Origin of the sequence: Actinosynnema sp. NPDC049800 (assembly GCF_040656635.1) — a bacterium.
Classification (GTDB): Bacteria; Actinomycetota; Actinomycetes; order Mycobacteriales; family Pseudonocardiaceae; genus Actinosynnema.
In genome coordinates this window covers 17,864-43,815 of record NZ_JBFAMT010000030.1, presented here as the reverse complement: position 1 = coordinate 43,815, position 25,952 = coordinate 17,864, and the positions used below count along the sequence as shown (strand labels likewise).

At 73.3% G+C, this 25,952-nt stretch carries 18 protein-coding genes; 8 read left to right on the top strand and 10 right to left on the bottom strand.

Going from position 1 to position 25,952, the window contains the following annotated elements:
- Positions 1 to 14: 14 nt before the first annotated feature.
- The 4 genes from AB0I91_RS28150 to AB0I91_RS28135 form a co-directional block, all read right to left on the bottom strand.
- A complete protein-coding gene (locus AB0I91_RS28150; RefSeq protein ID WP_498773308.1) occupies positions 15 to 209 on the bottom strand; it encodes an MbtH family protein in 195 nt (64 codons plus the stop codon).
- On the bottom strand, positions 206 to 13,393 hold the full coding sequence (locus AB0I91_RS28145; protein ID WP_499639617.1) for an amino acid adenylation domain-containing protein: 13,188 nt from the start codon (positions 13,391 to 13,393) through the stop codon (positions 206 to 208). Before AB0I91_RS28145 ends, AB0I91_RS28150 begins: the two co-directional genes overlap by 4 nt.
- 93 nt (positions 13,394 to 13,486) lie before the next feature.
- On the bottom strand, positions 13,487 to 14,497 hold the full coding sequence (locus AB0I91_RS28140; protein WP_498773304.1) for an iron-siderophore ABC transporter substrate-binding protein: 1,011 nt from the start codon (positions 14,495 to 14,497) through the stop codon (positions 13,487 to 13,489).
- Between the two features lie 82 nt (positions 14,498 to 14,579).
- Complete coding sequence (locus AB0I91_RS28135) at positions 14,580 to 15,908, bottom strand: lysine N(6)-hydroxylase/L-ornithine N(5)-oxygenase family protein (RefSeq protein WP_499639615.1); 1,329 nt, start codon at positions 15,906 to 15,908, stop codon at positions 14,580 to 14,582.
- Positions 15,909 to 16,087: 179 nt separating this feature from the next.
- Here AB0I91_RS28135 and AB0I91_RS28130 point away from each other — a divergent pair, with 179 nt between their 5' ends.
- On the top strand, positions 16,088 to 17,725 hold the full coding sequence (locus AB0I91_RS28130; protein WP_499639613.1) for an ABC transporter ATP-binding protein: 1,638 nt from the start codon (positions 16,088 to 16,090) through the stop codon (positions 17,723 to 17,725).
- Positions 17,722 to 19,449: an ABC transporter ATP-binding protein gene (locus AB0I91_RS28125; RefSeq protein ID WP_498773468.1), complete on the top strand. Its 1,728-nt coding sequence runs from the start codon at positions 17,722 to 17,724 to the stop codon at positions 19,447 to 19,449. The genes AB0I91_RS28130 and AB0I91_RS28125 overlap by 4 nt, the downstream gene beginning before the upstream one ends.
- A 187-nt stretch (positions 19,450 to 19,636) precedes the next feature.
- Here AB0I91_RS28125 and AB0I91_RS28120 read toward each other — a convergent pair whose 3' ends face one another.
- The 5 genes from AB0I91_RS28120 to AB0I91_RS28100 form a co-directional block, all read right to left on the bottom strand.
- Complete coding sequence (locus AB0I91_RS28120) at positions 19,637 to 19,825, bottom strand: hypothetical protein (protein ID WP_498773298.1); 189 nt, start codon at positions 19,823 to 19,825, stop codon at positions 19,637 to 19,639.
- A 54-nt stretch (positions 19,826 to 19,879) separates the two neighbouring features.
- A complete protein-coding gene (locus AB0I91_RS28115) occupies positions 19,880 to 20,062 on the bottom strand; it encodes a hypothetical protein (protein ID WP_499639611.1) in 183 nt (60 codons plus the stop codon).
- Between the two features lie 28 nt (positions 20,063 to 20,090).
- Positions 20,091 to 20,240, bottom strand: a complete 150-nt coding sequence (locus AB0I91_RS28110; protein WP_499613185.1) for a hypothetical protein — start codon at positions 20,238 to 20,240, stop codon at positions 20,091 to 20,093.
- Positions 20,241 to 20,344: 104 nt separating this feature from the next.
- Entirely contained in the window at positions 20,345 to 21,331 is a 987-nt protein-coding gene (locus AB0I91_RS28105; protein WP_499613188.1) for a LacI family DNA-binding transcriptional regulator, read from the bottom strand.
- A 156-nt stretch (positions 21,332 to 21,487) separates the two neighbouring features.
- Positions 21,488 to 21,724 carry a hypothetical protein gene (locus tag AB0I91_RS28100; protein ID WP_498773294.1) on the bottom strand — a complete coding sequence of 79 codons (237 nt, stop codon included), beginning with the start codon at positions 21,722 to 21,724 and terminating at the stop codon, positions 21,488 to 21,490.
- A gap of 84 nt (positions 21,725 to 21,808) precedes the next feature.
- Between AB0I91_RS28100 and AB0I91_RS28095 the strand changes: the two genes are divergently transcribed.
- Positions 21,809 to 22,348, top strand: a complete 540-nt coding sequence (locus AB0I91_RS28095) for an MOSC domain-containing protein (protein ID WP_499639609.1) — start codon at positions 21,809 to 21,811, stop codon at positions 22,346 to 22,348.
- A 10-nt stretch (positions 22,349 to 22,358) separates the two neighbouring features.
- Here the strand turns inward: AB0I91_RS28095 and AB0I91_RS28090 are convergent, their stop codons facing one another.
- Complete coding sequence (locus AB0I91_RS28090) at positions 22,359 to 22,499, bottom strand: DUF6928 family protein (RefSeq protein ID WP_498773466.1); 141 nt, start codon at positions 22,497 to 22,499, stop codon at positions 22,359 to 22,361.
- A gap of 122 nt (positions 22,500 to 22,621) precedes the next feature.
- Here AB0I91_RS28090 and AB0I91_RS28085 point away from each other — a divergent pair, with 122 nt between their 5' ends.
- The 5 genes from AB0I91_RS28085 (at position 22,622) to AB0I91_RS28065 (ending at position 25,908) form a co-directional block, all read left to right on the top strand.
- Positions 22,622 to 23,371, top strand: coding sequence for an SDR family NAD(P)-dependent oxidoreductase (locus tag AB0I91_RS28085; protein ID WP_499639607.1), 750 nt, complete (start codon positions 22,622 to 22,624; stop codon positions 23,369 to 23,371).
- Positions 23,372 to 23,495: 124 nt separating this feature from the next.
- On the top strand, positions 23,496 to 23,870 hold the full coding sequence (locus AB0I91_RS28080) for an SSI family serine proteinase inhibitor (protein ID WP_498773288.1): 375 nt from the start codon (positions 23,496 to 23,498) through the stop codon (positions 23,868 to 23,870).
- A gap of 205 nt (positions 23,871 to 24,075) precedes the next feature.
- Entirely contained in the window at positions 24,076 to 24,735 is a 660-nt protein-coding gene (locus AB0I91_RS28075) for a hypothetical protein (protein WP_498773286.1), read from the top strand.
- Positions 24,722 to 25,234: a phage holin family protein gene (locus tag AB0I91_RS28070; protein WP_498773284.1), complete on the top strand. Its 513-nt coding sequence runs from the start codon at positions 24,722 to 24,724 to the stop codon at positions 25,232 to 25,234. Before AB0I91_RS28075 ends, AB0I91_RS28070 begins: the two co-directional genes overlap by 14 nt.
- The gene (locus AB0I91_RS28065; RefSeq protein ID WP_498773282.1) at positions 25,210 to 25,908 is read left to right on the top strand and encodes a DUF3618 domain-containing protein; all 699 of its coding nucleotides are present in this window, start codon (positions 25,210 to 25,212) and stop codon (positions 25,906 to 25,908) included. The genes AB0I91_RS28070 and AB0I91_RS28065 overlap by 25 nt, the downstream gene beginning before the upstream one ends.
- The last annotated feature ends 44 nt before the right edge of the window (positions 25,909 to 25,952 follow it).

Sequence of the window (25,952 nt, the reverse complement as noted above, 5' to 3'; positions counted from 1 at the left end):
GGAGCAGTAGGAGATCAGCGGAGGGACAGCGGGCGCAGGTCGGTCCAGTGCTCCTCCACGTACGCCACGCAGGCGTCGCGCGTGTCGGGGCCGAAGCGCGTGGTCCAGCCGGCGGGGACGTCGGCGAACGACGGCCACAGCGAGTGCTGGCCCTCGTCGTTGACCAGGACGTGGAAACGGCCTTCGGGGTCTTCGAACGGGTTGGTCACGGCTCGATCCTCCGGTCGGGGTCGGTCGTCGCGCGGTGCAGGTGGTGCAGCACCGCGTCGACCAGGTGTTGGGCGGTGGTCGGGGTGTACAGGTCGGTCGCGTAGACGAGGTAGCACGGCACCGGGCCGTCGTCCCGCGGTTCGTAGAAGCTGACGGTCAGCTCGGCGGGTGTGGCGCCGGTCGGGACGGCTTCGAGCGAGCCCGTGCCGCCCTCCAGGGTCGACAGGACCGCCTTCTCGTGGTGGATGATCATCACCTGCGGTTCCACGGGCACCGGCACGTCCGCGTGGTCGAACGCGGCCAGGTCGGTGGCGCGGACGCGGGCCAGCAGCTCGGTGTAGCTCGGGCGGCCGGCGGTGTCGGTGCGCAGCACGATCCGGTTGGCGAAGCAGCCGACCAGGTCGGCCAGCGCCTCCTCGGTCCGCCCGGCGACCATCGTGCCGATCGGGAGGTCCGTGCCGTAGGGCGTGAGCGCGGCGGCCACGGCGGCCTGCACCACCATGAACATGCTGGTGCCGGTCCGGGTGGCCAGTCGGTCGACGGCCGCGTGCAGCGACGCGGGCAGCGAGAACGGGACCACCGCGGCGGGGTGGCGGCCGGGCCGCCGGTCACCGGAGCGGGGCAGGGCCAGGTCGGGCAGGTCGCGCAGCGCGTCGCGCCAGAACGCGTGCTGCTTCTCCCCCACCGCCGCCACGACCTCCGCCGACCACAGCGCGTAGTCGGCGTAGGTCACGGGCAGGCCGGTCCACTGTGGAGCTTCGCCGCGCCGGCGTGCCGCGTAGGCCCGCTGGAGGTCCCGGAACAGCGGCACCACCGACCACTCGTCCACCGCGAGGTAGCTCATGGTCAGCAGCAACGCCTGCGCGCCGGACGCGTCCACGACCAGCCGGGCCCGCACGGGCGGGCGGCCGGGATCCACGGGCCCGGCGGCGAACGCGGGCAGCGCCTCGTCCAGCGCCACCACCGGCTCGACCTCCAGCGGCGGCACCGCGACGGCGCGCTGCACGTCACCGTCCAGCACCGTGCGCAGCGGCTCGTGCCGCTCGACCACGTCCGCGTAGGCGGCGACGAGCGCCGGCACGTCGAACGGCGTCGAGGCCTTCAACGCCAGCGCGTGGTCCCAGGAGACCGGACCCCGCTGCACCGGCGCCGTCGGCAGGTCCACCGGCCGGTCGAAGCGGCGCAGCCGCGGCCGGGCCGACGTGGCGCCGGTCAGCCGCCCGGCCAGCCCGGCGACGGTGGGCGAGTCGAACACGTCGCGCAACGCGATGTCGACCCCGAACACCGACCGGATCTTGCCGACCAGCCGCATGGACGCCATCGAGTGGCCGCCGAGGGTGAAGAAGTTGTCGTGGACACCCGGCGACACACCGAGGATCTCGGCGAACAGCTCCGCGATCGCCTTCTGCTCCGGCGTGACCGGCCGGTCGTCGCCGGTCAGCGCGGACCAGTCGGGTCGCGGCAGCGCGCGGCGGTCGAGCTTGCCGTTGGGCGTCAACGGCAGCGGGCCGTCCAGGAAGATCACCGTGGCCGGGACCATGTACTCGGGCAGCCGTTCGGCGACGAGCGCGCGCAGGTCGTCCTCCGTCGAGCCGACCACGTACCCGACGAGCCGGGTCACGTCACCCGTGCGGTCGGCGACGACGGCCGCCTGCGCCACGGCCGGGTGCCTGGTCAGGGCGGCTTCGATCTCGCCGAGCTCGATCCGGAAGCCGCGGATCTTGACCTGGGTGTCGACGCGGCCGAGGAAGTCCAGGTTGCCGTCCGCACGCCAGCGCGCGCGGTCGCCGGTGCGGTACATGCGGGCTCCCGGCGGGCCGAACGGCGAGGCGACGAACCGCGACGCCGTCAGCGCGGCCTGGCCGATGTACCCGCGGGCCAGGCCGCGACCGGACACGTACAGCTCGCCGACCACGCCGGGCGGCACCGGCCGCAGCCGGTCGTCCAGCACGTACACGGTGGTGTTGGGGTCGGGGACGCCGATCGGCACGGCCGAGTCCCACTCCGGCACGGCCTTCCACAGCGTGGAGTTGACCGTGGCCTCGGTGAGGCCGTACGCGGCGAGCAGGTTCAGCCGCCCGGCCCAGCGGCCGATCACGTCCGGCGGCACGGTCTCGGTGCCGACCAGGATGGTGGAGCCCTCGGGCAGCTCGCAGTCGGCGGGCAGCGCGGACACCAGCGACGGCGGCAGGATCATGTGCGTGATCCGCCGGTCGCGCAGGAAGTCGGTCAGCTCCGGGCCCGCCACGCGCACCTCGTCCGGCGCGAACACCAGCCGTCCGCCCACGCAGAGCGCCATGGTCAGCTCGAACACCGCCACGTCGAAGCCGACCGAGGCGAACTGCAGCACCCGGCTCTCGGCGGTGAGCCCCATCCGGTCGATGGCGGTCGCGGCGAGGCTGGAGATGCCCTCGTGCGGCACCACCACGCCCTTGGGCCGACCGGTCGAGCCGGACGTGTAGATCACGTACATCGCCGAGTCGAGCCCGAGCGGCCCGTCCCCCACCGCGGTCCCGTCCAGCGCGGCCAGCTCCTCGACCACGTCCGGGGAATCCAGCAGCACGGCGGGCGCCGGCACCGGGGCGTCGGACGTGGTCACGACGACCGAGGCCGCCGAGTCCTCGATCAGGTACGCGATCCGGTCCGCCGGGTGCGAGAGGTCGACCGGGAGGTAGGCCGCGCCGAGCTTCAGCACCGCCAGCACGGTGGCGACCATGTCCGCCGACTTGGGCACCGCGATGCCGACCACGGACTCGCGGCCGACCCCGCGTGCCGCGAGCAGGCGGGCGATCCGGTTGGACCGGGCGTCCAGCCAGGCGTAGTCGACCGAGCGGTGGCGGTCGACCACGGCGACCGCGTCCGGCTTCTCGGCGACGCACCGGGCGAACATCGTCGTGAACGCCTCCTCCGGCACCGCCCTGGCGGTCCGGTTGAACTCGTCGACCACGCGCCGGCGCTCGTCGGGCGCGAGCAGGTCCACCGCGCTCACCGGCGCGGACGGCGCGGCCAGCACGGCGTCGACCAGCGTGGTCAGTCGCGCGCCGAGCCGTTCGACGGTCACCCGGTCGAACAGGTCGGTCGCGTACTCCAGCCGGCACACCACCGGGCCGTCGACCACCTCGGTGAAGCTGAACACCAGGTCGAACTTCGCGGTCGTGGTCTCGTGGCCGACCCACGTCACCGGCAGGCCGTCGAACGAGCCCGCGTCGCCGCCGCGGCTGTGGTAGCCGACCATCACCTGGAACAGCGGGTTGCGCGCCGCCGAACGGGTCGGGTTCAGCCGGTCGACCACGGCCTCGAACGGCACGTCCTGGTGCGAGAACGCCGCCAGCGACGTCTCCTTCACCCGCCCGACGAGCTCGGCGAAGCCCGGGTCGCCGGACAGGTCGGCCCGCAGCACGAGCGTGTTGACGAAGAAGCCGACCAGGTCGTCCAGCGCCTCGTCGGTGCGGCCCGCGATCGGCGCGCCCAACGGGATGTCCTCGCCCGCGCCCAACCTGCTCAGCAGGGCGGCGACGGCGGCCTGCAGCACCATGAACATCGACGCGCCGGACGTCTGCGCGAACGCCCGCAGCCGATCGGCCGCGGCCTGCTCGAACACCACTTCCAGGTCCGAGCCGCGGAACGTGGGGCGTCCCGGCCGCGGCCGGTCCACCGGGAGCTCCAGCTCCTCCGGCGCGCCGGCCAGCGCCCGCGCCCAGAAGTCCAGCTGCTGCTCGCCGACGACGTCCAGCACGTCCCGCTGCCACACGGTGTAGTCCGCGTACTGCACGGGCAGCGGCTCCCACCCGGGAGCCTCACCGGCCCGCCGCGCCCGGTACGCCGTCGCGAGGTCGCGCAGGAACGGCCGGTCGGACCACTCGTCGGTGGTGATGTGGTGCAGCAGGATGACGATCAGGTGCTCGTCGTGCGCCAACGACGCGATCGTCACCCGCAGCGGCAGCTCGGTGCGCAGGTCGAACGGTCGCTCGACCTCGGCGCGCACGATGTCCGGCACGTCCTCGCGGGACGCCTCCCGGACCGCCACGACCGGCGTGGCGTCGGTCAGCACCCGCTGGAACGGCGTGCCCTCGTGCTCGCCGAACACCGTCCGCAGCGCCTCGTGCCGGTCGACCACGTCGCCGACGGCGGCGGTGAACGCGGCCACGTCCAGCGCGCCGTGCAGCGTGAACACCAGCGGGAAGTTGTAAGCGGCGGACGTGCCCTCCATCTGCTGGATCAGCCACAACCGCTGCTGCGCCGACGACAGCGGCAGCTCGGCGGGCCGCTCGACCGGCGCCAGCGGCGGCCGAACCGACCCACCACCGGCCCGCAGGGCCAGTTCCGCGACCGTGGGCGCGTCGAACAGGTCACGGATCGCCAGGTCCACGCCCAGCGCCGTGCGGGCCCGGCTGACCAACCGGGTGGCGAGCAGCGAGTGGCCGCCGAGGTCGAAGAAGTTGTCGTCCACGCCCACCGACGGCACCCCGAGCACGTCGGCGAACAAGCCGCACAGCACTTCCTCTTCCCGGGTGGCGGCGGCGCGCGACGAGACCGCGCCGGACACCACCGGCTTCGGCAGGGCGCGCACGTCGAGCTTGCCGTTCACGGTGAGCGGCAGCGCGTCCACCGGCATGATCGCGGCGGGCACCATGTAGTCGGGCAGGCCGCGCTTCAGGTTCTCCCGCAGCGCCGCGGGATCGGTGTCGGCGACCACGTACCCGACGAGGCGCTTCACCCCGCCCGGACCCGCGTCCACGACGACCGCCGCGTGCGTCACGCCCGGCTGGGCGGCCAGGGCCGACTCGACCTCGCCGAGCTCGACCCGGTAGCCGCGGATCTTGACCTGGTCGTCGGTGCGGCCGAGGAAGTCCAGGTTGCCGTCGGCCCGCGCGCGCACCAGGTCACCCGTGCGGTACATGCGGGTCCCGGGCGGCCCGTACGGGTCGGCGACGAACCGCTCGGCGGTCAGGCCGAACCGGTCGTGGTAGCCGCGGGCCAGGCCGACACCCGCGATGTAGAGCTCACCGGGCGAGCCGGGCGGCACCGGCCGCAAGCGCGCGTCCAGCACGTAGGCCCTGGTGTTCCAGATCGCCTTGCCGACGGTCGCCGTCTCGCTGTCCTCGGTGGACGCGCCGAGCGTGTTGATCGTGTACTCGGTGGGCCCGTACAGGTTGTAGCCGTACGTGCCGGGCGTCTCGCGCAGCCGCTGCCACACCGATTCCGGCACGGCCTCGCCGCCGAGCAGCACCAGCGCGGGCACGTGGCCCTCCAGCAGGCCCTCCTCGATCAGCAGCTGGGCGTAGGTCGGGGTCACGTTGACCACGTCGACCAGGTGCTCGTCGCAGTACGCCACCAGGGCCGCCGCGTCCCGGCGCAGCTCCTCGTCGCACACGTGCACCTCGTGGCCCTCGACCAGCCACAGCAGCTCTTCCCACGACATGTCGAACGCGAACGACACGGTGTGCGCGATGCGCAGCCGCCGACCGCCGGCCGCCGCGATGGCGGGCGCGAAGATCGCCTGCTGGTGGTTGAGCTGCATGTTCGTCAGGCCGCGGTACGGCGTGACGACGCCCTTCGGCCGGCCGGTGGAGCCGGAGGTGTAGATCACGTACGCCGGGTGGTCCAGCGAGAACGTGGGCCACTCGACGTCCCGCGGGCCCTCCGGCAGGTCGTCGAGGCACAGCGCGTCCGGCACCAGCCCGACCGCCGTGGTCGAGAGCACGCACAGCGGCGCGGTGTCCTCGATCATCAGCAGCAGCCGGTCGGCCGGGTGGTCGAGGTCCAGCGGCAGGTAGGCGGCCCCGGTGCGGAGCACCGCGAACAACGCCACCACCATCTCGATCGTGCGCGGCAATGCCAGCGCGACCACCCGCTCCGGCCCCGCGCCCCGGCTGATCAGCAGCCGGGCCAGGGCGTCGATCCGGTCCTGCAGTTCGGCGTAGGTCAGCCGCCGGTCGCCGAACACGAGCGCGGTCGCGTCCGGGGTCTTGCGGGCCTGGGCGACGAGCAGGTCGGCGATGGTCTCGGACACCATGGGGTTGGCGCTGCCGTCCCACTCGGCCTCCAGCGCGCGCCGTTCGCGGTCGGGCAGCACGTCGAGCGCGCCGAGCAGCGCGTCCGGCGACTCGACCAGCCGGCGCAGCACGGTGGTGTACCGGGTGAGCAGGGCCTCGGCGGCGTCGGCGGTGAAGACGTCCGGCCGGGACGCCAGCGTGACGCGGGTGCGCGCGCCGGGCGTGATGATGAGCGTCAGCGGGAAGTGCGTTCCATCCACATTGGACACTTCGAGCACGCCGTGCCGGGCCGCGAACCCGTCCTGGCGGTCGTCGCCGTCTCCGGTGCGCAGCACGAACAGCGTGTCGAACAGCTGCCGGTGGCCCGCCTCCTGCTGGATCTCGCCGAGGCCGACGTGCTCGTAGGACATGAGCGCGGTCCGCTCGGCCTGGACGCGCCGCAGCAGCTCCAGCACGGTCTCGCGCGGGTCGATCGCGATGCGGGTGGGGATGGTGTTGAGGAACATGCCGATGACGTGCTCGACGCCGTCGACCTCGACCGGGCGGCCCGCGACGGCGGTGCCGAACACCACGTCGTCGCGGCCGACCTGGCTCGCCAGCACCATCGCCCACGCGGCGTTGAACACGGCGTTCGCGGTCAGGCCGTGCCGCCGGGCCTGCGCCAGGATGCGCTCGGTCAGCTCCTCGGTCAGCTCCTGGTGGAACTCGGCCGGGATGACCGGCTCGCGCGACCGGTCGACGGGCGCGACCAGGGTCGGCTCGCGCAGGCCGGACAGCGCGGTGCGCCACGCCCGCAGGGCCGCGTCGTGGTCCTGCCGGGCCAGCCAGGCCAGGTAGTCGCGGTAGCTGCCGGGCGGCGGGAGCTCGGCGTCGACGTCGCGGTACAGCTCCAGCAGCTGCTCCAGGAACAGCCACGCCGACCAGCCGTCCCACAGGATCAGGTGGTGCGTGATGACGAGCCGGTCGCGACCGTCGGGCAGCCGCAGCACCAGGAACCGGCACAGCGGCGGCGCGGCCAGGTCGAACCGCTCGCGCCGGTCGGCGGCCAGCAGGTCCGGCACGTCGGCGTCCTCGGCCTCGACCACGCGCACCGGGATCTCCGGGCCGGGCGCGATGAACTGCACGGGTGACGGCACGCCGTCGCTGGTGAACCCGGCGCGCAGGCTCGGGTTGCGGTCCAGCAGCGCGGCGCCCGCGCGGCGCAGGCGTTCGACGTCCAGCCGGCCGGCGAAGTCCATCGTCTCCTGGGAGAGGTAGACGTCGAGCGCGCCGGTGTCGTAGCTGGCGTGGAAGTACAGGCCTTCCTGCAACGGCGACAGCGGCCAGACGTCCTCCGCCTCGGGCAGCGCGGCGCGCTGCTCGTCGGTCAGCACGAGCAGCGGCGCGTCGTCGGCGGTGTCCGCGGTGGTCTCGACGGCGGCCAGCGCGGCGACCGTGCGGTGCTCGAACACGTCGCGCGGGCTGATCTCGACGCCCAGCCTCCGGGCCCGGCTGGACACCGCGATGGACGTGATGCTGTCGCCGCCCAGCACGAAGAAGTCGTCGTCCACGCCGAGGTCGGCCAGGCCGAGCACGTCGGCGAACACCTCGCACAGCAGGCGTTCGCAGTCGTTGCGCGGCGCACGGCGTTCGGCCTTGGCGAGGGTGGGCGAGGGCAGCGCGTTCTGGTCGAGCTTGCCGCTGGGGGTGAGCGGGAGGTCGGGCAGCGCCACGATCGCGTGCGGCGCCATCGCGGCGGGCAGGGCGTCGGCGACGCCGGCCCGCACCGCGTCGAGGTCGACGTCGGCCGGTGTCACGTAGGCGAGGAGCTGGTTGTCCCGGGCGATGACCGCGGCCCGCCGGACGCCGGGCTGCCTGACCAGCGCGGCCTCGACCTCGCCCAGCTCGATCCGGTTGCCGCGCACCTTGACCTGCCGGTCCGTGCGGCCGAGGTAGACGAGCACGCCGTCCGGGCGGCGCACCACGAGGTCGCCCGTGCGGTACATGCGGTCGCCGGGCGCGCCGAACGGGTCGGCGACGAACCGCTCGGCGGTGAGCGCGAACCGGCCGTGGTAGCCGAGGGCGAGCTGGACGCCCGCCAGGTACAGCTCACCCGGCACGCCGGCGGGGACGGGCCGCAGGAACGGGTCGAGCACGTGCAGCCGCGTGTTCCAGACCGGGCGGCCGATCGGCACGGCCGGATCCGGTGCGGCGTCGTACTCGAAGTAGGTGACGTCGACGGCGGCTTCGGTGGGGCCGTAGAGGTTGTGCAGCGGCACGGCGGTGAGCGCGAGCCACCGGGCGGCCACGTCGCCGGTCAACGCCTCGCCGCTGCTGAACGCGCGGCGCAGGCTCGCCGACCACGCCGCGTCCTCGTGCACCTCGGAGACGCCGAGGAACGCGGCCAGCATCGACGGCACGAAGTGCAGCGTGGTGATCCGCTCGCGGCGGATCAGGTCGGCGAGGTAGGCGGGGTCGCGGTGGCCGTCCGGCTTGGCGAGCACGACGGCCGCGCCCTCGCACAGGGCCCAGAAGAACTCCCACACCGAGACGTCGAAGCTGGAGGGCGTCTTCTGCAGCACGCGGTCGTCGGCGGTGAGGCCGTACTCGTGCTGCATCCAGGCGAGCCGGTTCACAATCGCGCGGTGCGTGACGACGACGCCCTTGGGCCGCCCGGTCGAGCCGGACGTGTAGATCAGATAGGCGGGCTGGTCCGGGTGGGGTGCGGGGAGGTCGACCGGCGGGGCTTCGGTGTCGGCGCAGTCCTCGGGCCGGACGACGGTGGTCGCGCCGGAGTCGGCCAGCATGAACTCGACGCGCTCGGCCGGGTAGTCGAGGTCGAGGGGCAGGTACGCGGCGCCGGCCTTGAGCACGCCCAGCAGCGCCACCAGCAGCTCGGCGGACCTCGGCACGGCCACGCCGACGACGCGGTGGCCGCGCAGCCTGCGGGCCAGCGCGGTGGAGCGCCGGTCGAGTTCGGCGTAGGTGAGGGTGACGTCGTCGTAGACGACCGCGACGGCGTCCGGGGTGCGGGCGCTCTGGTCGGCGATCCGGCTGACGAGCGTGCCTTCCGGCACGTCGACGGCGGTCGCGTTGAGCCGCCCCAGCCACTCGGCTTCGGCGTCGGAGACGAGGTCGAGGCTCGCCACCGGCCGGTCGGGGGTGGTGGCGAACGCGGACAGCAGCCGGACCAGCCGCTGGGCGAGGGCGGCCGCCTCGACGTCGGGGAGGCGGTGCTTGAGGCGCAGTTCGATGCGGTCGCCGGGCAGGGCGACCAGGGCCAGCGGGTAGTGCACCTGGTCGCGGATCTCGACGTCGTCGACCAGGTCGGGGAAGTTCTCCACCACGACGAGGGTGTCGAACAGCTCGCCGTGCCCGGTGACGCGCTGGATCTCGGCGAGGCCGAGGTGCTGGTGGTCCAGCAGCCGCGCCTGCTCGCTCTGCAGGTGCTGGAAGGTGGTCGCCAGGCTGTCCGCGCCCCGCCAGCGCTGGCGGACGGGGACGGTGTTGATGAACAGCCCGACCGCGTTCTCGATGCCGGGCACCTCGGCCGGCCGCCCGGCCACGGTGGTGCCGTAGACGACGTCCGCCCGCCCGGTGAGGCCGCCGAGCAGCAGGCCCCACGCGCCGTGCAGGACCGTGCTCAGGGTGAGGCCGCGTCGCCGCGCCTGGCCCGACAACGCCGCGCTCAGCTCGGCGGGGAGCCGCACGCGGTGCTGCCCGTGGCGCGGCGAGACCGTGCCGACCACCTTCGTCGGTTCGTCCACATCGGACAGTGCCGCGCGCCAGGCCTCGTGCGCCGCGTCGCGGTCGCGGCTCGCCAGCCACGCGAAGTAGCGCCGGTGGTCGACCGGCTCCAGCCGGCCGCCGACCAGCTCACGCCGCAGCAGCCCGACCGACCACCCGTCCAGCAGGATGTGGTGCAGCGTCAGCACCAGCCGGTCGCCGTGCCGGGCCGCGCGCATCAACGGCGGCCGGGACAGGTCGAAGGGCTCCGCCCGTTCCGCGGCCAGCACGGCCTCGACGTCGTCGGTGGCCGGGTACTCGCGCCACGGCAGCGTCGACGCCTCCGCGATCACCTGCTCCACGCGCCCGCGATCGGTCTGGCGGAAACCCGCCCGCAGCAACGGGTGCCGGTCCAGCAGCCCCTGCACGGCGTCCCGGTCGACGTCCAGGCTCAGCACTTCCTGCACCACGTACGAGTCGTCGGCGTCGTAGCGCGCGTGGAAGAAGAAGCCCTCCTGCAACGGCGACGCCGGCAGCACGTCCGAGGAGAACCCGTCCAGCGAGACCTCGTCGGCCCCGGCCACCCGCGCGACCCGCGCCAACCCGGCCACGGTCCGGTGCTCGAACACCTCGCGCGGGGTGAACTCCAGGCCCGCGTCACGCGCCCGCGACACCAACTGCATCGTGACGATGCTGTCGCCGCCCAGCTCGAAGAAGTTGTCGTGGATCCCGGGCGTCAGCCCCAGCACCGCCTCGACCAGCTCCACCAACGTCCGCTCGACGGGGTTCGTGGCCGGCGCGTCACCGGCCAGGGCGGTCCAGTCCGGCTCCGGCAGCGCCGCGCGGTCCAGCTTGCCGTTCGGGGTCAGCGGCAGCGGCCCGGCCATCGGCACCACGACCGACGGCACCATGTACTCCGGCAACGCCGAGGAGACGTGCTCGCGCGCGTCCGCCGGCGACGCCGTGCCGACCACGTACGCGACCAGCCGCTTCACCCGCCGGTGGTCCTCCCGCACCAGCACGGCGGCCTGCGCGATCTCCGGGTGCGCCATGAGGACGCTCTCGACCTCGCCCGGCTCGATCCGGAAACCCCGGATCTTCACCTGGCCGTCGGACCGGCCCAGGAAGTCGAGGTTCCCGTCGGCGCGCCACTTCGCCCGGTCGCCCGTCCGGTACATGCGGGAACCGGGTCCGGCGAAGGGATCGGCGACGAACCGGGACGCGGTCAGCGCCGCCTGTCCCCGGTACCCCCGGGCGAGCCCGCGCCCGCCGACGTACAGCTCGCCCTCGACGCCCACCGGCACCGGCCGCAGCGCCGAGTCGAGGACGTAGCAGCGGGTGTTCGGATCCGGCACGCCGATCGGCACGGGCCCGGTCCAGTCGGGCTGGGCGGCCCACAGCGTGGAGTTCACCGTGGCCTCGGTCAGGCCGTACGCGGCGACGACGCGCAACCGCCGCGCCCACCGGGCGATCAGCTCGGTCGGCACGGTCTCCGTGCCGACGACCAGCACCGCGCCCTCGGGCAGCTCGCACTCCGGCGGCAGCGCGGCGACCAGCGACGGCGGCAGGATCATGTGCGTGGCCTCGTGCGCGGCGATGTAGGAGGTCAACTCCCCACCCGCGACCCGCCGGTGCGACGGCACGACGACCGCGCGCCCGCCGACGCCGAGCGACATGCACAGGTCCCACACGGCCACGTCGAACCCGACGGACGCGAACTGCACGACCCGGCTGTCCGGCGTGATGCCGATCCGGTCCAGCGCGGTCGCGATGAGGCTGCCGATGCCCTCGTGCGTCACCACGACGCCCTTGGGCCGCCCGGTCGAGCCGGACGTGTAGATCACGTACGCGGCCTGGTCCAGCGCGATGGGAAGGCGCAGGTCGGAGCCGTCCGCGGGCAGGTCGAACCGGGTCTCCGGCGTGATGACGAGCCGGGCGCCCGCGTCGGCGACCATGTAGTCGACCCGGTCGCGCGGGTGGTCGAGGTCCAGCGGCAGGTACGCCGCGCCCGCCTTCATCACCGCGAGCAGCGTGACGACCAGGTCGACCGACCGGGGCAGGGCCACGCCCACGACGTCCTCGGCCCGCACCCCCGAGGCGACGAGCGCGCGGGCGAGCCGGTTGGCGGCGGTGTTCAGCTCGGCGTAGGTCAGCGACACGTCCTCGCACACCACCGCGACGGCGTCCGGGCGCAGCGCGGCCTGGCGTTCGACCGCGCCGGGCCACGTCACCTCGTCCACCTCGCGCGGCGACGTGCCGAAGTCCAGCAGCCGCGAGCGTTCCGCGTCGTCCACCAGGTCGATCGACGCCACGGGCCGGTCCGGGTCGGCGTCGAGCACGCGCAGGAAGCGGCGCTGGTGGTCGGCCAGCTCCTGCGGCGTGCACACGGCGGCGTTCGCCTCGAACGTGACGACCAGCCTGCCGTCGGCGCGTTGCAGGAACGAGGTGGTCAGGTCGTTGACGGGGCCCAGCGACAGCGTGTGGAACGCCGGGTCGAGGTCGGCGAAGCCCATCTCCCGGCCGAAGCCCAGGTAGTTGACCGTCGGCCCGACCAGCTCCGGGATGCCGTCGCGCAGGCCGAGCTCGCGGGCCAGGTCCTCGCCGCGGTAGGCGCTGCGCGGGACGATCTCGCGGATCTCGCGGTCGACGTCGGCGATCAGGCCGGTGATGGTGCTGTCCGGCCGCACGGTGACGCGCAGCGGCAGCACGGTGGACGCCATGCCGGGCGTGACCCGGCTGACCGCGTCGCGCCGACCGGTCACCGGCATGGCCAGCACCAGGTCCGACGCGCCGGTCACGCGGTGGGTGTAGGCGGCGACGGCGGCGATGACCTGCCGCGAGGTCAACGGGTCCGGCAGCTCGACGGTGCGGCGGACGACCTCGCGCACCTGCCCGGCGGCCCGCGGCACGAGCCGCACCGGCTCGGGGTGGTCGGCCATCTTCGCGTGCCAGAACGCCCGGTCCTCCTCGCGGGCCGCCGAGTCGCGGTAGGCGAGGTCGGCGTCGACCAGCGCCTGGATCGGCTTGGGCCGCGGCTCCGCGGCGCCCTCGTACAGCTCGCCGGCGCGGCGGGTGATCAGCACGCAGCCGTAGGCGTCGACCGCGAGGTGGTGGTAGCGCTGGTACCAGAGCACGTGGTCGTCGGCGATGCGCAGCAGCGCGTGGTGGAACAGCGGTCCGGCGGTGATGTCCGTCAGCCGCGCCAGGTCGTCGTCCATCCACGCCCGCGCGTCGGCGAGCGAGTCGAACGACAGGAGCGTGACGTCGGTGGTCGGCGGCGTCGGCACCTGGCCGTCCTCGGTGAACCGCACGTGCAGCGCGCCGGTCTCCCCGATCACCTGCCGGACGGCCGCCTCCAGCCGGTCGTGGTCGACCGGTCCGCGCAGCTCCAGGTACCACGCCACGTTGTAGACGGGGTTGTCGGGCTCCAGCTGCTGTGCCAACCAGACACCGGTCTGCGCACCGGTCAAGGGCAGCGCCATGGTCACGACCTTCCCGTTCCTTCCCGACTTCCCCGCACGCACACCGCGGGTGGGGGTGCACGCCGGCACCCCCACCCGCGGTGGATCCGCCGACTAGTTCTTGATCGCTTCGAGCAGCGGCACGACCTGCTCGATGCCGTAGGGCACGCTCAGCACCGTGTTGAACGACATGGCCGCGCCGATCGGCGGGTCCATGTAGGTGAGGAACAGGTCGCGCTTCTCGCTGACGACCTTGAGCCGCTGGTAGGCGGGCACGGACTTGACCCGCTCCCACGCGCTCTGGTCGAACATGAGCCACACCAGGCGGTCGGCGTCGAGCAGGTCGAACCGCTCCTCGCTGAACTCGGCCACGTTCAGCTGGCCGGCGAGCTTGCCGATCTCGTCCACGAGGGTGAAGCCCAGCTCCTTCATGAAGATGGCCTTCGGGTCGGTCGGCGCGAACGCGGAGTACTGGCCGGGCTTGAAGCTGTCGGCCACCACCATCTTCTTGCCGGCCCACTCGGGGTGCGCGGCCTTGGCCTCGCCGAACTTCTTCGCGACGCCGTCGATCAGCGCCTGCGCCTCCTTCGCCTTGCCCAGCGCCTTGCCGATGTGCAGGGTCTGGTCCTGCCACGGCGCGGCGTAGTCCGGGAACGCCTTGGGCTGCGCGACCACGGGCGCGATCTTGGACAGCGTGTCGTACTGCTCCTGCTTCATGCCGGAGTAGACCGCGAGGATCAGGTCGGGCTTGAGCGCGGCGACCTTCTCCAGGTTGTACTCGTCGCGCTCGCCGACGACCTCCGGCTGGGTGGAGCCCCAGAGTTCCTTGGTCCACGGCCAGTTGCCGTAGGGCCGCTCCTTGAACCAGTCCACGACCCCGACCGGCTTGACCCCGAGGGCCAGCACGGGCTCCTGGTCGGACAGGCCGAGCGTGACGACCTTCTTCGGCTCGGCCTTGATCTCGGTGGTGCCGTACTTGTGCTCGACCGAGACCGGGAACGCGCCGGTGGAGGCCGCGTTGGTCTGGCTCGTCCCGCCGGAGCCGGCGTCGCCGCCGCCCCCGCAGGCGGCCAGCGCCAGCGCTGCGGCCGAGACGGCCGCGACCAGCTTGAACTTCGTGGACATCACAGGGTTTCCCTTTCGGAGGCGCGGCGGCGCGCCGCTGTACCAGGTTAGGTTTGCATAACCTAACAAACTGCGGGGCGTTTCAGCTCACCCGTGAGACGCTGATCGCGTATTCGGGCGGCGAGGGCACTGCCGGCGTGCGGCGGCCGAGCACGGACTGGAGGATCTCCCCCACCCGCACGGAGGTGTTGGACAGCAACGACGACGAGATGCCGTGGGTGTGCTCGGTGCCGCCCTGGAGGTAGAGGCCGGCCAGCAGGTCGTCGTCGGTGTCCAGGCGGTAGTCGCGGCCGACGCCGAGCCTGCCGTGCGCGTCGCGGGCGCAGCGGCCGGCCAGCTCGCCGAGCAGCCCGGTCGGGTCGGCCTCGCGGTAGCCGGTGGCGTAGACGATCGCGTCCGCGTCGAGCACCTCGCGCGCGCCGGTGCTCAGCGACTCGACGGTCACCACCACGCCGTCCCCGCGGTCGTCCAGCTCGGCCACGCGGGAGAGGTTGAGCAGCCGCAGCCGCTGCTCGCCCAGCACCTTCTCCCGGTACACCCGCCGGTACAGCTCGGCGATCAGCTCGTTGTCGACCACCGCGTAGTTGGTGTTGCCGTGGTAGTCCATCAGCTTGCGCTTGACCTGCTCGGGCGCGGCGAAGTAGTCGTCGACGGCGGCGGGGTCGAAGATCCGGTTCGCGAACGAGCTGTCGTCGGCCGGGCTGTAGCCGTAGCGGGCGAACACCGCGCACACCTCGGCGGCCGGGAACCGCTCGTGCAGGAACGCGGTGACCTCGGCGCCGCTCTGCCCGGCGCCGACCACGACGAGGCGGCGCGGATCGGCCAGCGACTCGACGCGGTGCAGGAAGTCCCGGTTGTGCCAGACCCGCTCGGACGGCCGGACGCCCTCGGGCAGGGCCGGGCGCAGGCCGGTGGCCAGCACCAGGTTGCGGGCGCGGCGCACCTCCACCTCGCCCGTCGACGTGCGCGAGACGACGTCGAAGTGCGTGATCACGCCGTCCTCGGTCACCGGCCGCACCTCCACCACGTCGTGGTCGTAGGACACCAGGTCGTCGACGCGGCCGGCGGCCCACTCGAAGTAGTCGTGGAACTCGACCCGAAGCGGGAACAGGTTCTTGTGGTTGATGAAGTCGACCAGCCTGCCCTTGCTGTGCAGGTAGCTCAGGAAGGTGAAGGTGCTGTGGGGGTTCCGCAGCGTCACCAGGTCCTTGAGGAACGAGACCTGCATGGTCGCGTCGTCGATCAGCATCCCGCGGTGCCAGCCGAACCGCGGCTGGCGTTCCAGGAAGTGGGCGGTCACCACGTCTTCGGCACGCGCGGTGGCGTTGTACTCGGTGACGGCGATCGCGAGGGCCAGGTTGGAGGGCCCGAAGCCGACGCCGAGGACGTCGAAGACCGGTGGCTGTGGCATGGCTGTCCCATCGGTGCGAGAACAGGGCGTGATCAAACTTTGGTTACCCTAACCTAAGTTGATCCTCCGCGGGAGTGATCCAGGCCTCTCTTCTGATTAGGGTAGCCTCACCTAGCACTCAGCGGAAGGCGGGCACAGGGGTGAAAACCGACCTCAGGACCGATGTCCTCAAAGGTGCGGTGACCGGGCAGTGGAAGTCGGTGACCGTCGCGTCGGCGCTCGGCGCGGCGCACCAGGCCGGCGAGGCCGCGGTGCCCCTCCTGATCGGCGTGGTGATCGACGAAGCGGTGCGCACCGGCGCGAGCGGGCGGCTGGTGCTCTGGATCGGCGTGCTGGCCGCGGTGTTCGTGGCGCTGTCGTTGAGCTTCCGCTTCTCCTTGCGCAGCGGGGAGAAGGCGTCGCACCAGGCCGCGCACGAGGTGCGGTCGACGTTGGCCGCGCGGGTGCTCTCGGCGGACGGCGGCGCGGCGCACGGCAGGCTGTCCGGGGAGCTGGCGAACATCGCGACCAGCGACGCGCAGCGCGTCGGGCAGGTGAACCTGGCGCTGCCCATCGCGTTCTCGGCGGTGATCGGCGTGCTGGTGGGCGCGGTGGCGTTGCTGCGGGTGTCGTGGGTGCTCGGGCTGCTGGTGCTGGTGGCGGCGCCGGTCCTGCTCGGCCTGGCGCACGTGCTCGGCAAACCACTCGAACGGCGCAGCGACGCCGAGCAGGACCGGGCCGCGCTGGCGTCCGGGGTCGCGGCCGACCTGGTCGCCGGGCTGCGGGCGTTGAAGGGCATCGGCGCGGAGGCCACGGCGGCGCGGCGGTACCGGGTGACCAGCCGGTCGTCCATGGAGGCCGCGATCCGCGCGGCCAAGTCGCGGGCCTGGCTGGACGGCTCGATGCTGGCGATGACCGGCGTGTTCCTGGCGATCGTGGCGCTGGTCGGCGGGCACCTGGCCGCGGCGGGGACGATCACCGTCGGCCAGTTGGTGGCCGCGGTCGGGTTGGCGCAGTTCCTGCTGTGGCCGCTGTCGATCTTCTCCTGGGTCAACGGGCTGCTGGCGCAGGGCCGGGCGTCGGCGGCGCGGGTCGCCGAGGTGCTGGCCGCTCCCCCGGACGTGCCGCCGGGTTCGTCGCCCCTGCCGTCACCGGTGGCCGGGCGGGTCGAGCTGACCGACGTGGTGTCCGGGTCGTTGCGCGGTGTGTCGTTGACCGCGTCGCCCGGCGAGCTGCTCGGTGTGGTCGCCCGTGATCCGGCGGACGCGGTGTCGTTGCTGGCCGTGCTGGCGCGGGAGGTGGACCCCGCGGCCGGCGCGGTGGCGGTGGACGGCGTGCCGCTGTCCACTGTGGAGGGTTCGGCGCTGCGGGCGGCGGTGCTGGTCGCGGCGCACGACGCGGACCTGTTCGAGGGGTCGGTGCGGGACAACGTGGCGGCCGGCGGGGCGAGGCTGGGCGAGGCGTTGGAGGCGGCACGGGTGGACGACGTGGCGCGGGCGTTGCCCGACGGGTTGGACACGGTGATCTCGGCACGCGGCCGGTCGCTGTCGGGCGGGCAGCGGCAGCGGGTGGCGCTGGCGCGCGCCCTGGCCGCCGCTCCCCCGGTGCTGGTGGTGCACGACCCGACGACCGCGGTGGACGCGGTGACGGAGGTGTCGCTGGCCGCCGGGATCAAGCGGATGCGGGCCGGGTCGACGACGATCGTGGTGGCCACGAGCCCGGCGCTGCTGGCCGCCGCGGACCGCGTGGTGTTCCTGGCCGACGGCGCCGTCGTCTCGTCCGGCGCGCACGCGGACCTGGTGGCGGACGAGGACTACCGACTGGTGGTGTTGGGCTGATGCGCGAGTTGCTGGCGACCGCTTCCGCCGCCCGGACGTGGGCGGCGGTCGGCGACCTGGTCCGGCCGCGCCGCGCGTTGGCGTGGGCGGCGCTGCTGGTGCTGCTGGCGGGCACGGCGGTGGGGCTGCTCACCGCGCCGGTGCTCGGCCGGATCGTGGACCTGGTGGGCGCGGGGTCCTCCGCCATCGCCTGGCCCGTGGTGGTGTTGGTGCTGGTCGCGGTCGTCCAGGGCGTGTCGACGGCGTTCGGCACGTCGTTGGTGGCGCGGCTGGGCGAGGGGATGCTCGCCGACCTGCGCGAGAAGTTCGTGGAACGGGCGCTGCACCTGCCGCTGGAGCGGGTGGAGAAGGCGGGCTCCGGCGACCTGACCTCGCGGGTGACGCGGGACGTGCAGGTGATCGCCGACGCGGTGCGCAACGCGCTGCCGGTGATGGCGCGCTCCGCGCTGACCATCGGGCTGACCGTCGTCGGCATCGCGGTGCTGGACTGGCGGTTCCTGATCCCCGTGCTGCTGGCGATGCCGATCCACGTGCACACCGTGCGGTGGTACGGCGGGCGCGCGGTGAAGCTGTACGCGGCGCAGCGCGTCGCCGTGGGCGTGCAGCAACAGCAGTTGCTGGACTCCATCGGCGGTGCGGCGACCGTGCGGACGTTCGGGTTGGCCCCGGCGCACGTGGCGCAGGTCCGGTCGCGGTCGCAGCAGGCGGTGGACCTCGCGTTGCGCGGCATCCGGCTGCTGACCCGGTTCTACGGTCGGCTCAACGCGGCCGAGTTCATCGGGCTGGCGGGCGTGCTGGTGACCGGGTTCTGGCTGGTCGGCGCCGGTACGGCGTCGGTGGGCACGGCGACCGCCGCGGCGCTGTACTTCCACAGCCTGTTCAACCCGATCAACGCCGCCCTGGCGCTGGCCGACGACGCGCAGGCCGCCACCGCGTCGCTGTCCCGGCTGGTGGGCGTGACCGACGAGCCGATGCCCGTGCTGGAGGGCCGGGTGCGGCCCGCGGACACCACGATCAAGCTGGCCGGCGTCTCGTACTCCTACGTGGACGGTCACCCGGTGCTGCGGGACGTCGACCTGGAGCTGGCCGCGGGCGAGCGGGTGGCGCTGGTCGGGGCCTCCGGCGCGGGCAAGACCACGTTGGCGAAGCTGATCGCGGGGGTGCACGAGCCGACTACGGGGTGCATCAGCATCGGCGGGGTGGAGCTGGCGTCCGCCGAGCGGTCGGTCGCGTTGATCACGCAGGAGGTGCACGTCTTCGCCGGTCCGCTGGCCGAGGACCTGCGGCTGGCCCGCCCGGGGGCCACCGACGACGAGATCGGGGCGGCGTTGGCGCGGGTGGGGGCGCTCGGCTGGGCCTCCGCGCTGCCGTCGGGCCTGGCGACCGTGGTCGGCGAGGGCGGGCACCGGTTGACCGTGGCGCAGGCGCAGCAGCTGGCGCTGGCACGGCTCGTGCTGGCCGATCCGCCGGTGGCGATCCTCGACGAGGCGACCGCCGACGCGGGCAGCGCGGGCGCGCGCGAGCTGGAGGAGGCGGCGGCGCGGGCGTTGGACGGGCGGACCGGTCTGCTGGTGGCGCACCGCCTGACCCAGGCCGTGACGGCGGACCGCGTGGTGGTGATGGAGGCGGGCCGGGTGGTGGAGAGCGGCACGCACGAGGAGCTGCTGGCCGCCGGCGGTCGGTACGCCGAGCTGTGGGCGGCCTGGTCGGGCACGCGGTCCTGACGCCGCCGGTTGGCCGGGACGCCTGGTGCGTGGAGCCGCTGTGCGCGAACGGGTCGGCGTGCCGCCGCCCGGCGGGGTTGTTCGACCAGCAGGACCGGCCGCGTCAGCTCGACGGGCTCCCGGCCGTTCCCAGAACTGGAACAGCCGGGAGCCCTCGGAGGATCGGGAACAGCGGGGCGAAGTGCTGCTAGCTCACTAGTCGTCCTCGGCGCCGTGGATGATGACGCGCCGCGCCGCCCGCCTTGCCACCCGGCGTGTTGATCGCGGTGACGCGGTCGCCCTGCGCGATCTCCGAGGCCGACACCCGCTCGCCGCGCTTGAGCACCGCCGTGCCGCCGGTCGCGACCCACGGCACGGTGCGGTTCTCGTCGGTCATGCGGGTTCCTCGGCGACGGCGCTCGCCGGCAGGGCGAAGCCGGCGACACCGACATCAACAGGACTTCGACGAAAACCCCTCCGTAGCAACGATCCCGCCACCCACACGCGGCGACAGCACCAGCGAACTCGACACCCGCACCGAGCCCTGCCACCGTCGCAAGACGGCCCGGCACACGTCGTCACCGTGCACCTCGGGCAGGTCCAGGTCCAGCACCACCACGTCGTACCGGGTCATCGCGACCCGCTCCAGCGCGGCGTCGCCGTCAGAACAGCACGATCAGCAGGACGATCGCGAGGACCACCGCGATCACGGTCGGGATGGTGGCGGGCGACCTGCGGTAGTGCCGCTCCACCGACGTGGTGCGGAACCAGCTGTGCGGCAGGCGGCGGCGATGGCGTTCAACCCAAGGCATTGTCGACTCCCAACGTCGTTCCGTCCCCCTGACGATCACCCGGGTGGTACCCGGGACGGACCGCCGTCAAGCCGAAACGTGTCGTCGGCGACGAAAAGCGCCGATCAGCCCGTGCGGCGGGCGACGAAGGTCGTCGGCAGCACGACCGGTTCCCGCGTCGGCGCCGCGCCTTCCAGCCGGGACAGCAGCAGGCGCGCGGCGGCCTCGCCCATCTCCCGCATCGGCTGGCGCACCGTGGTCAGCTCGGCGTGCGCGGCGATCGGTATGTCGTCGAAGCCGACCACGGCGACGTCGTCGGGCACCTTCCGCCCGGCGGCGTTGAGCGCCCGGATCACCCCGAGCGCGGACAGGTCGTTCTGCGCGAAGACGGCGTCGAAGCGCAACCCGGTGGCCATCAGCTTCTCGGTCGCCACCGCGCCGCGGTCGGTGCCGAAGTCGCCCTCCACCACCAGCCGCGGGTCGACGTGCACGCCCGCGGCCCCGAGCGCGTCCAGGAACCCGTCCAACCGCTCGCGCACGCACCCGAAGTTCGCCGGCCCGGTCACCACGGCGAACCCCGTGCGGCCGGCCGCCACCAGGTGCTGCGCCGCCGCCTGCGCGCCCTCCCGGTTCGTCGTGCACACCGACGGGAACCCGGGCCGGCTGCCCCGGTCGTCGATCATCACGACGGGCAGCCCCTGGTCGTGCAGGGTCTCGATGTAGCTCAACGTGTCCGGCGGCTCGATCACCAGCAGCCCGTCGAACGCCTTCGCGGACACGTGGCTGGCGAACTGCGCCAACGACTCGGCACCCCGGTTCACGGTGTAGAGCAGCAGCCCGTAGCCCTCGGCCTCCAGCTCGTCCACCGCGCCCTGCACCACCTCACCGGTCCACGGCCAGGTCAACGACGGGACCAGCATCCCCACCGTCCTCGCCCGCCCGCGGGCCAACCCGACCGCACGCGCGCTGGGCACGTACCCGACGTCCGCGATCACCTGGCGCACGCGTGCCGCGGTCGCCGCGTCGACGTCCGGCTTGCCGTTGAGGACGCGGGACACGGTCGCCTTGCTCACCTGGGCGCGTTGGGCGACTTCGGCGATCGTGACTCGCACAGTGCACTCCTCGACTACGGTCAACGGCGACCCGGAACCGGTACCGAAACCGGTTACGGACACGCAGTCAACCGCTCCGTGCACGCAGCGTCAAGAGTCGGGAAGCCGAGGACGACCCGGACAGGCGCGCCCCGTTCGGGCGTCGGCCGGCACGGGTCAGGCGAGCACCGCGCGGCCCGCGGGCGTCAGCTCGGCCGGGACCCACGGCCCGGAGTCGTCGCGTTGCGCCGGACGGAGCAGCCCGGCGTGCGCCAGCTCCCGCGCCGCGCCCTGGTCGCAGCACAGCAGGCCGTCGACCTTCAGGTCGGGCTCGCTGCTGCGGGTCACCTCGGCGCGTCCCGCGGCGACCGCGCGCAGCAATGCGCGTGCCCGGTGGTTCAACTCGTCATCCATGATCTTCACCGTCGTCCCCAGAAAGGTGTGCACTACTCATATCGCCGCCGGGCCCGAAAGTCTCACTTCGGTAGGGTCGGGCGCATGGGGACGATCACGGCCGTGAGCCGGAGCGGGGAGTACACGTTCACCAAGCCCAACCAGGACTCGATCACCCTGCTCGCCGGGCTCGGCGTCGAGGGCGACGTGCACCAGGGCGTCACGGTGAAGCACCGGTCGCGCGTCAAGCGCGACCCCACGCAGCCGAACCTGCGCCAGGTCCACCTGATGCACGCCGAGCTGCACGACGAGCTGCACACCTCGGGCTTCTCCGTCGAGCCGGGCCAACTGGGCGAGAACGTGACGACGCGCGGTGTCGACCTGCTCGCGCTGCCGACCGGCACCCGCCTGCACCTGGGCGCCGAGGCGGTGGTCGAGGTGACGGGCCTGCGCAACCCGTGCCCGCAGATCGACGGGTTCCAGGACGGCCTGCTCAAGCAGGTCGTCGGCCGCGACGAGCACGGCAACGTGGTCCGCAAGGCGGGCATCATGTCGGTCGTCCTCGTGGGCGGCGAGATCCGCCCCGGCGACGAGATCCGGGTCGAGCTCCCCAGCGAACCCCACAGCCCCCTCGCACCGGTCTGAGACCCGGCCTTCACCTCGGGTCGGTCACCCGGAACCCGTGCAGGAGCACCTGGTCCGCGTCGACGTCCGCCGCGTCGGGCAGGCCTTCCAGGACGAAGCCGAACAAGGCCCGCAACGCGTCCTCGCCCAGGTCGAGCGGGTGGCAGGGCAGGGCAAGAACCCGGAAGGTACCGCTCGGCCCGGTGACCGGACCGGGAACCCTTGGTGAGCACCCGAACTCGGGTTCGGCCGGCGGGAAGGGCGCGCGCCCTTGTGGCGCTACCCTCCGTGCCCGTGACAGGACTTCTCGTCAACACGGTCGCGCTCGTCACCGGGGCCGGTGGGCTCATAGGGCACGGGATCGCGGCGCGGTTCGCGCGGGCCGGTGCGGCGGTGGTGGCGCACAGCCGGCGCAGTGACGTGTCGGAGCTCGTCGCGCGGATCACCGAGAGCGGCGGCCGGGCGATCGGGATCCGGGCCGACCTCGCCGACGAGGACGAGTGCCGTCGGCTGGTGCGTGAAGCGGCGGAGTGGGGTGGCCGGCTGGACGCGGTGGTCAACAACGCGGGCGTGCAGCCGGTGCAGGACCTGCCGGGCATGACGGCCGCGCAGTGGCGCGCGGTGGTGGACGTGAACCTCACCAGCGCGTTCTCCTGCACGCAGGCCGCCGCCGAGGTGTTGCCGGCGGGCGGTTCGGTCACCCACATCGCCTCGGTCGAGGGCTCGCGTCCCGCCGCCGGGCACGCGCACTACAGCGCGTCCAAGGCCGCCCTGATCATGCACGCGCGGTCGGCCGCGCTGGAGTACGGGCCGCGCGGCATCCGCGTCAACACCGTCTCACCCGGCCTCGTCGACCGGCCCGGGCTGGCGGAGGACTGGCCCGACGGGGTCGACCGGTGGACGAGGGCCGCGCCGCTCGGCCGGCTCGGTCGACCCGAGGACGTTGGTGACGCCTGCGTCTTCCTCGCCTCCCCGATGGCGTCCTGGATCACCGGAAATGACCTGGTGGTGGACGGCGGGATCAGCGCGCGACCCACTTGGTGAGCTATTCCGGACGAATTGGAAACGTTAATTCACAGATTACGACATCCCGGTGAGATGGGAATCCGTCCGAATACGTGCCACCCGATCGGGTCACCCCGGGGCCATGCGACGAACACGAACCCTCATGGCTTCCCTGTTCGCGTCCGGCCTGCTGGCCGCTCCGCTGATCGCCACCGGGACGGCGGCCGCCGCGCCGCCGGAGACGGACCTCGTGCTGGCGGTCTACCAGGAGGAGACCGGTGTCGAGAGCACCCGACTGACCTGCGACCCGGCGGCGGGCGACCACCGCGCGGCGCAGGCCGCCTGCGGTGAGATCGCGGCCGCCGACGGTGACTTCACGCAGTTGGCGGGCACCGAGCCGCAGGTGTGCACGTTCGACTACCGGCCGGTGACCGTGGTCGCGTTCGGCTCCTGGCGCGGCACTCCCGTGCAGTACGTGGAGGAATTCCCGAACGAGTGCGTGATGGAGCAGGAGACGGGCACCGTCTTCTCGTTCTGACCGACTGACCGGATAATCAACCGACTACCCACGACGACCCTGCGGCCGAAACACCGGCCGCAGGGTCGTCACACATTTGTCGGCTATTCCGCGGCAGCGCGCGAACGGCGGCGCGCGTCGGGATCGCCGTCGTCGCGAGGGTGATTAGGCGTCGGCCACGGGGGTAGCTGGGTAGGGAGAGCACGCCGACCTTGAGGAGTCAGTCGTGGACGAGAACCAGGTGGGTGCGGTCCGCGAGACCGCCGGACAGGAGGGCGCGGCCGTGGCGCAGCACGCCAGGCAGGCGGCCGGTGACGTGCGTTCGACCGCGCGCGAGCAGGTCGGGCAGGTGGCCCACGAGGCGACGGGCCAGGCCAAGCACGTGGTGCACGACATGCGGGAGCGGGTCGCGACCGAGGCCGAGGAGCAGGCGCGGCGGGTGTCGCGGCAGATCGACCGGATCGCCGACGAGCTGGGCACGATGGCCGACGGCTCGGGCCCCGACTCGCTGACCGCGGGCGCGTTGCGCCAGGTCTCCGACGCCGGTCGGCAGGCTGCGCGGTACCTCGACGAACGGGGTGCGCGCGGGCTGCTCGACTCCGCCCAGGACTTCGCGCGGCGCAAGCCGGGGACGTTCCTGATCGGCGCGGCGGTGGCCGGTTTCCTGGTCGCCCGCGCCGCGAAGAGCATGAGCGCCTCCGACCAGCCGCAGCAGGTGCAGCGCGGCTACACCGACCAGGTGCCGACGACGCCGGTGACCACGCCGACCGCCGTGCCGCCGCCGAGCGCGACGCCGTCGTCACCGTCGCCGGTGCCGTCCGAGTACGGCGCGCCGACGCCGCGCGCCCCTTACCAGCCGGAGGGATCGCCGTATGTCCAGCGCTGAGACGACCCGCTTGGCCGGTGGGCGGGTACCGCGGGGGCAGGTGCCGGAGAGCCGCGTGCCGAGCGGCGCGGTACCGGCGACCGGAGCGACACCGCCTCCCGGAGCCGTGCCGCCGGTCGAGGAGGAGCCCTCGCTGGGCCGGCTCGTCGGCGACCTGGCCGAAGACCTGTCCCGGCTGATGCGCCAGGAGCTCGAGCTCGCCAAGGCCGAGATCCGGCAGGAGGCGACCAAGGCGGGCAAGGCCGCCGGGATGCTCGGGGCGGCCGGTTTCGCGGGCTACATGACCGCGGTGCTGCTCAGCCTCGCGCTGGCGTTCGGCCTGGCGACGTTCATGGGCCTGGGCTGGGCGACGCTCGTCGTCGCCGTGCTGTGGGCCGTCGCCGGGTTCGCCCTGTTCTCCACCGGCCGCGCTCGGCTGCGGAAGGTCAACCCCAAGCCGGAGCGCACCATCGAGACCTTGAAGGAGGACGCGGAATGGGCCCGTCACCCGACCAAATAAGGCACGACATCGACCGCACCCGCGCCGAGCTGGTGGCGGACGCCAACCGGATCGTCGACCACGCCAGGCCGCGCAACATCGCGCACCGCCGGGCAGACCGGGTCCGACACCGCATGAGCACGTTGAAGGAGCGAGTCATGGGCACGGTTCCGGAGACCGCCGCCACGGTGCAGGACCGGACGGCGGGCATGGCCACCACCGTCGGCGAGCGCGCGCAGGATGCCGCCTCGACCGTCGGGGACAAGGCCCAGCAGGCCGCGTCCACCGTCGGCGAGAAGGCACAAGAGGCCGCGCACGCCGTGCAGCAGGCGCCCCACCAGGCACGGCAACAGGCCCGCGGCAACCCGCTGGCGGCGGGGCTGATCGCGTTCGGCGCGGGTGCGCTGGTCGCGACGCTGATCCCGGCGACGCGGGCCGAGCAGGACGCCGTCCGACAGCTCAGCGAACGCGCCAGTGGCGCCGTCGAGCCGGTGAAGGAGGCGCTGACGGAGTCCGCGCAGAAGCTGAAGGACGACGCCGGCACGATGGTCGGCGAGGCCGCCGACCAGGTCAAGCAGGTCGCCCAGGAGGCCACGCAGACGACCGTCGAGCAGGCCAAGGGCTCGGCCCAGGAGGTCGGCCAGCACGCCCGCCAGTCCGGGCAGCAGGTGAAGTCCGAGGTCCGCGGTCAGTGATCGACTCGCCGACGGCGCCGGCCCCGTGCCGGCGCCGTCGGCCG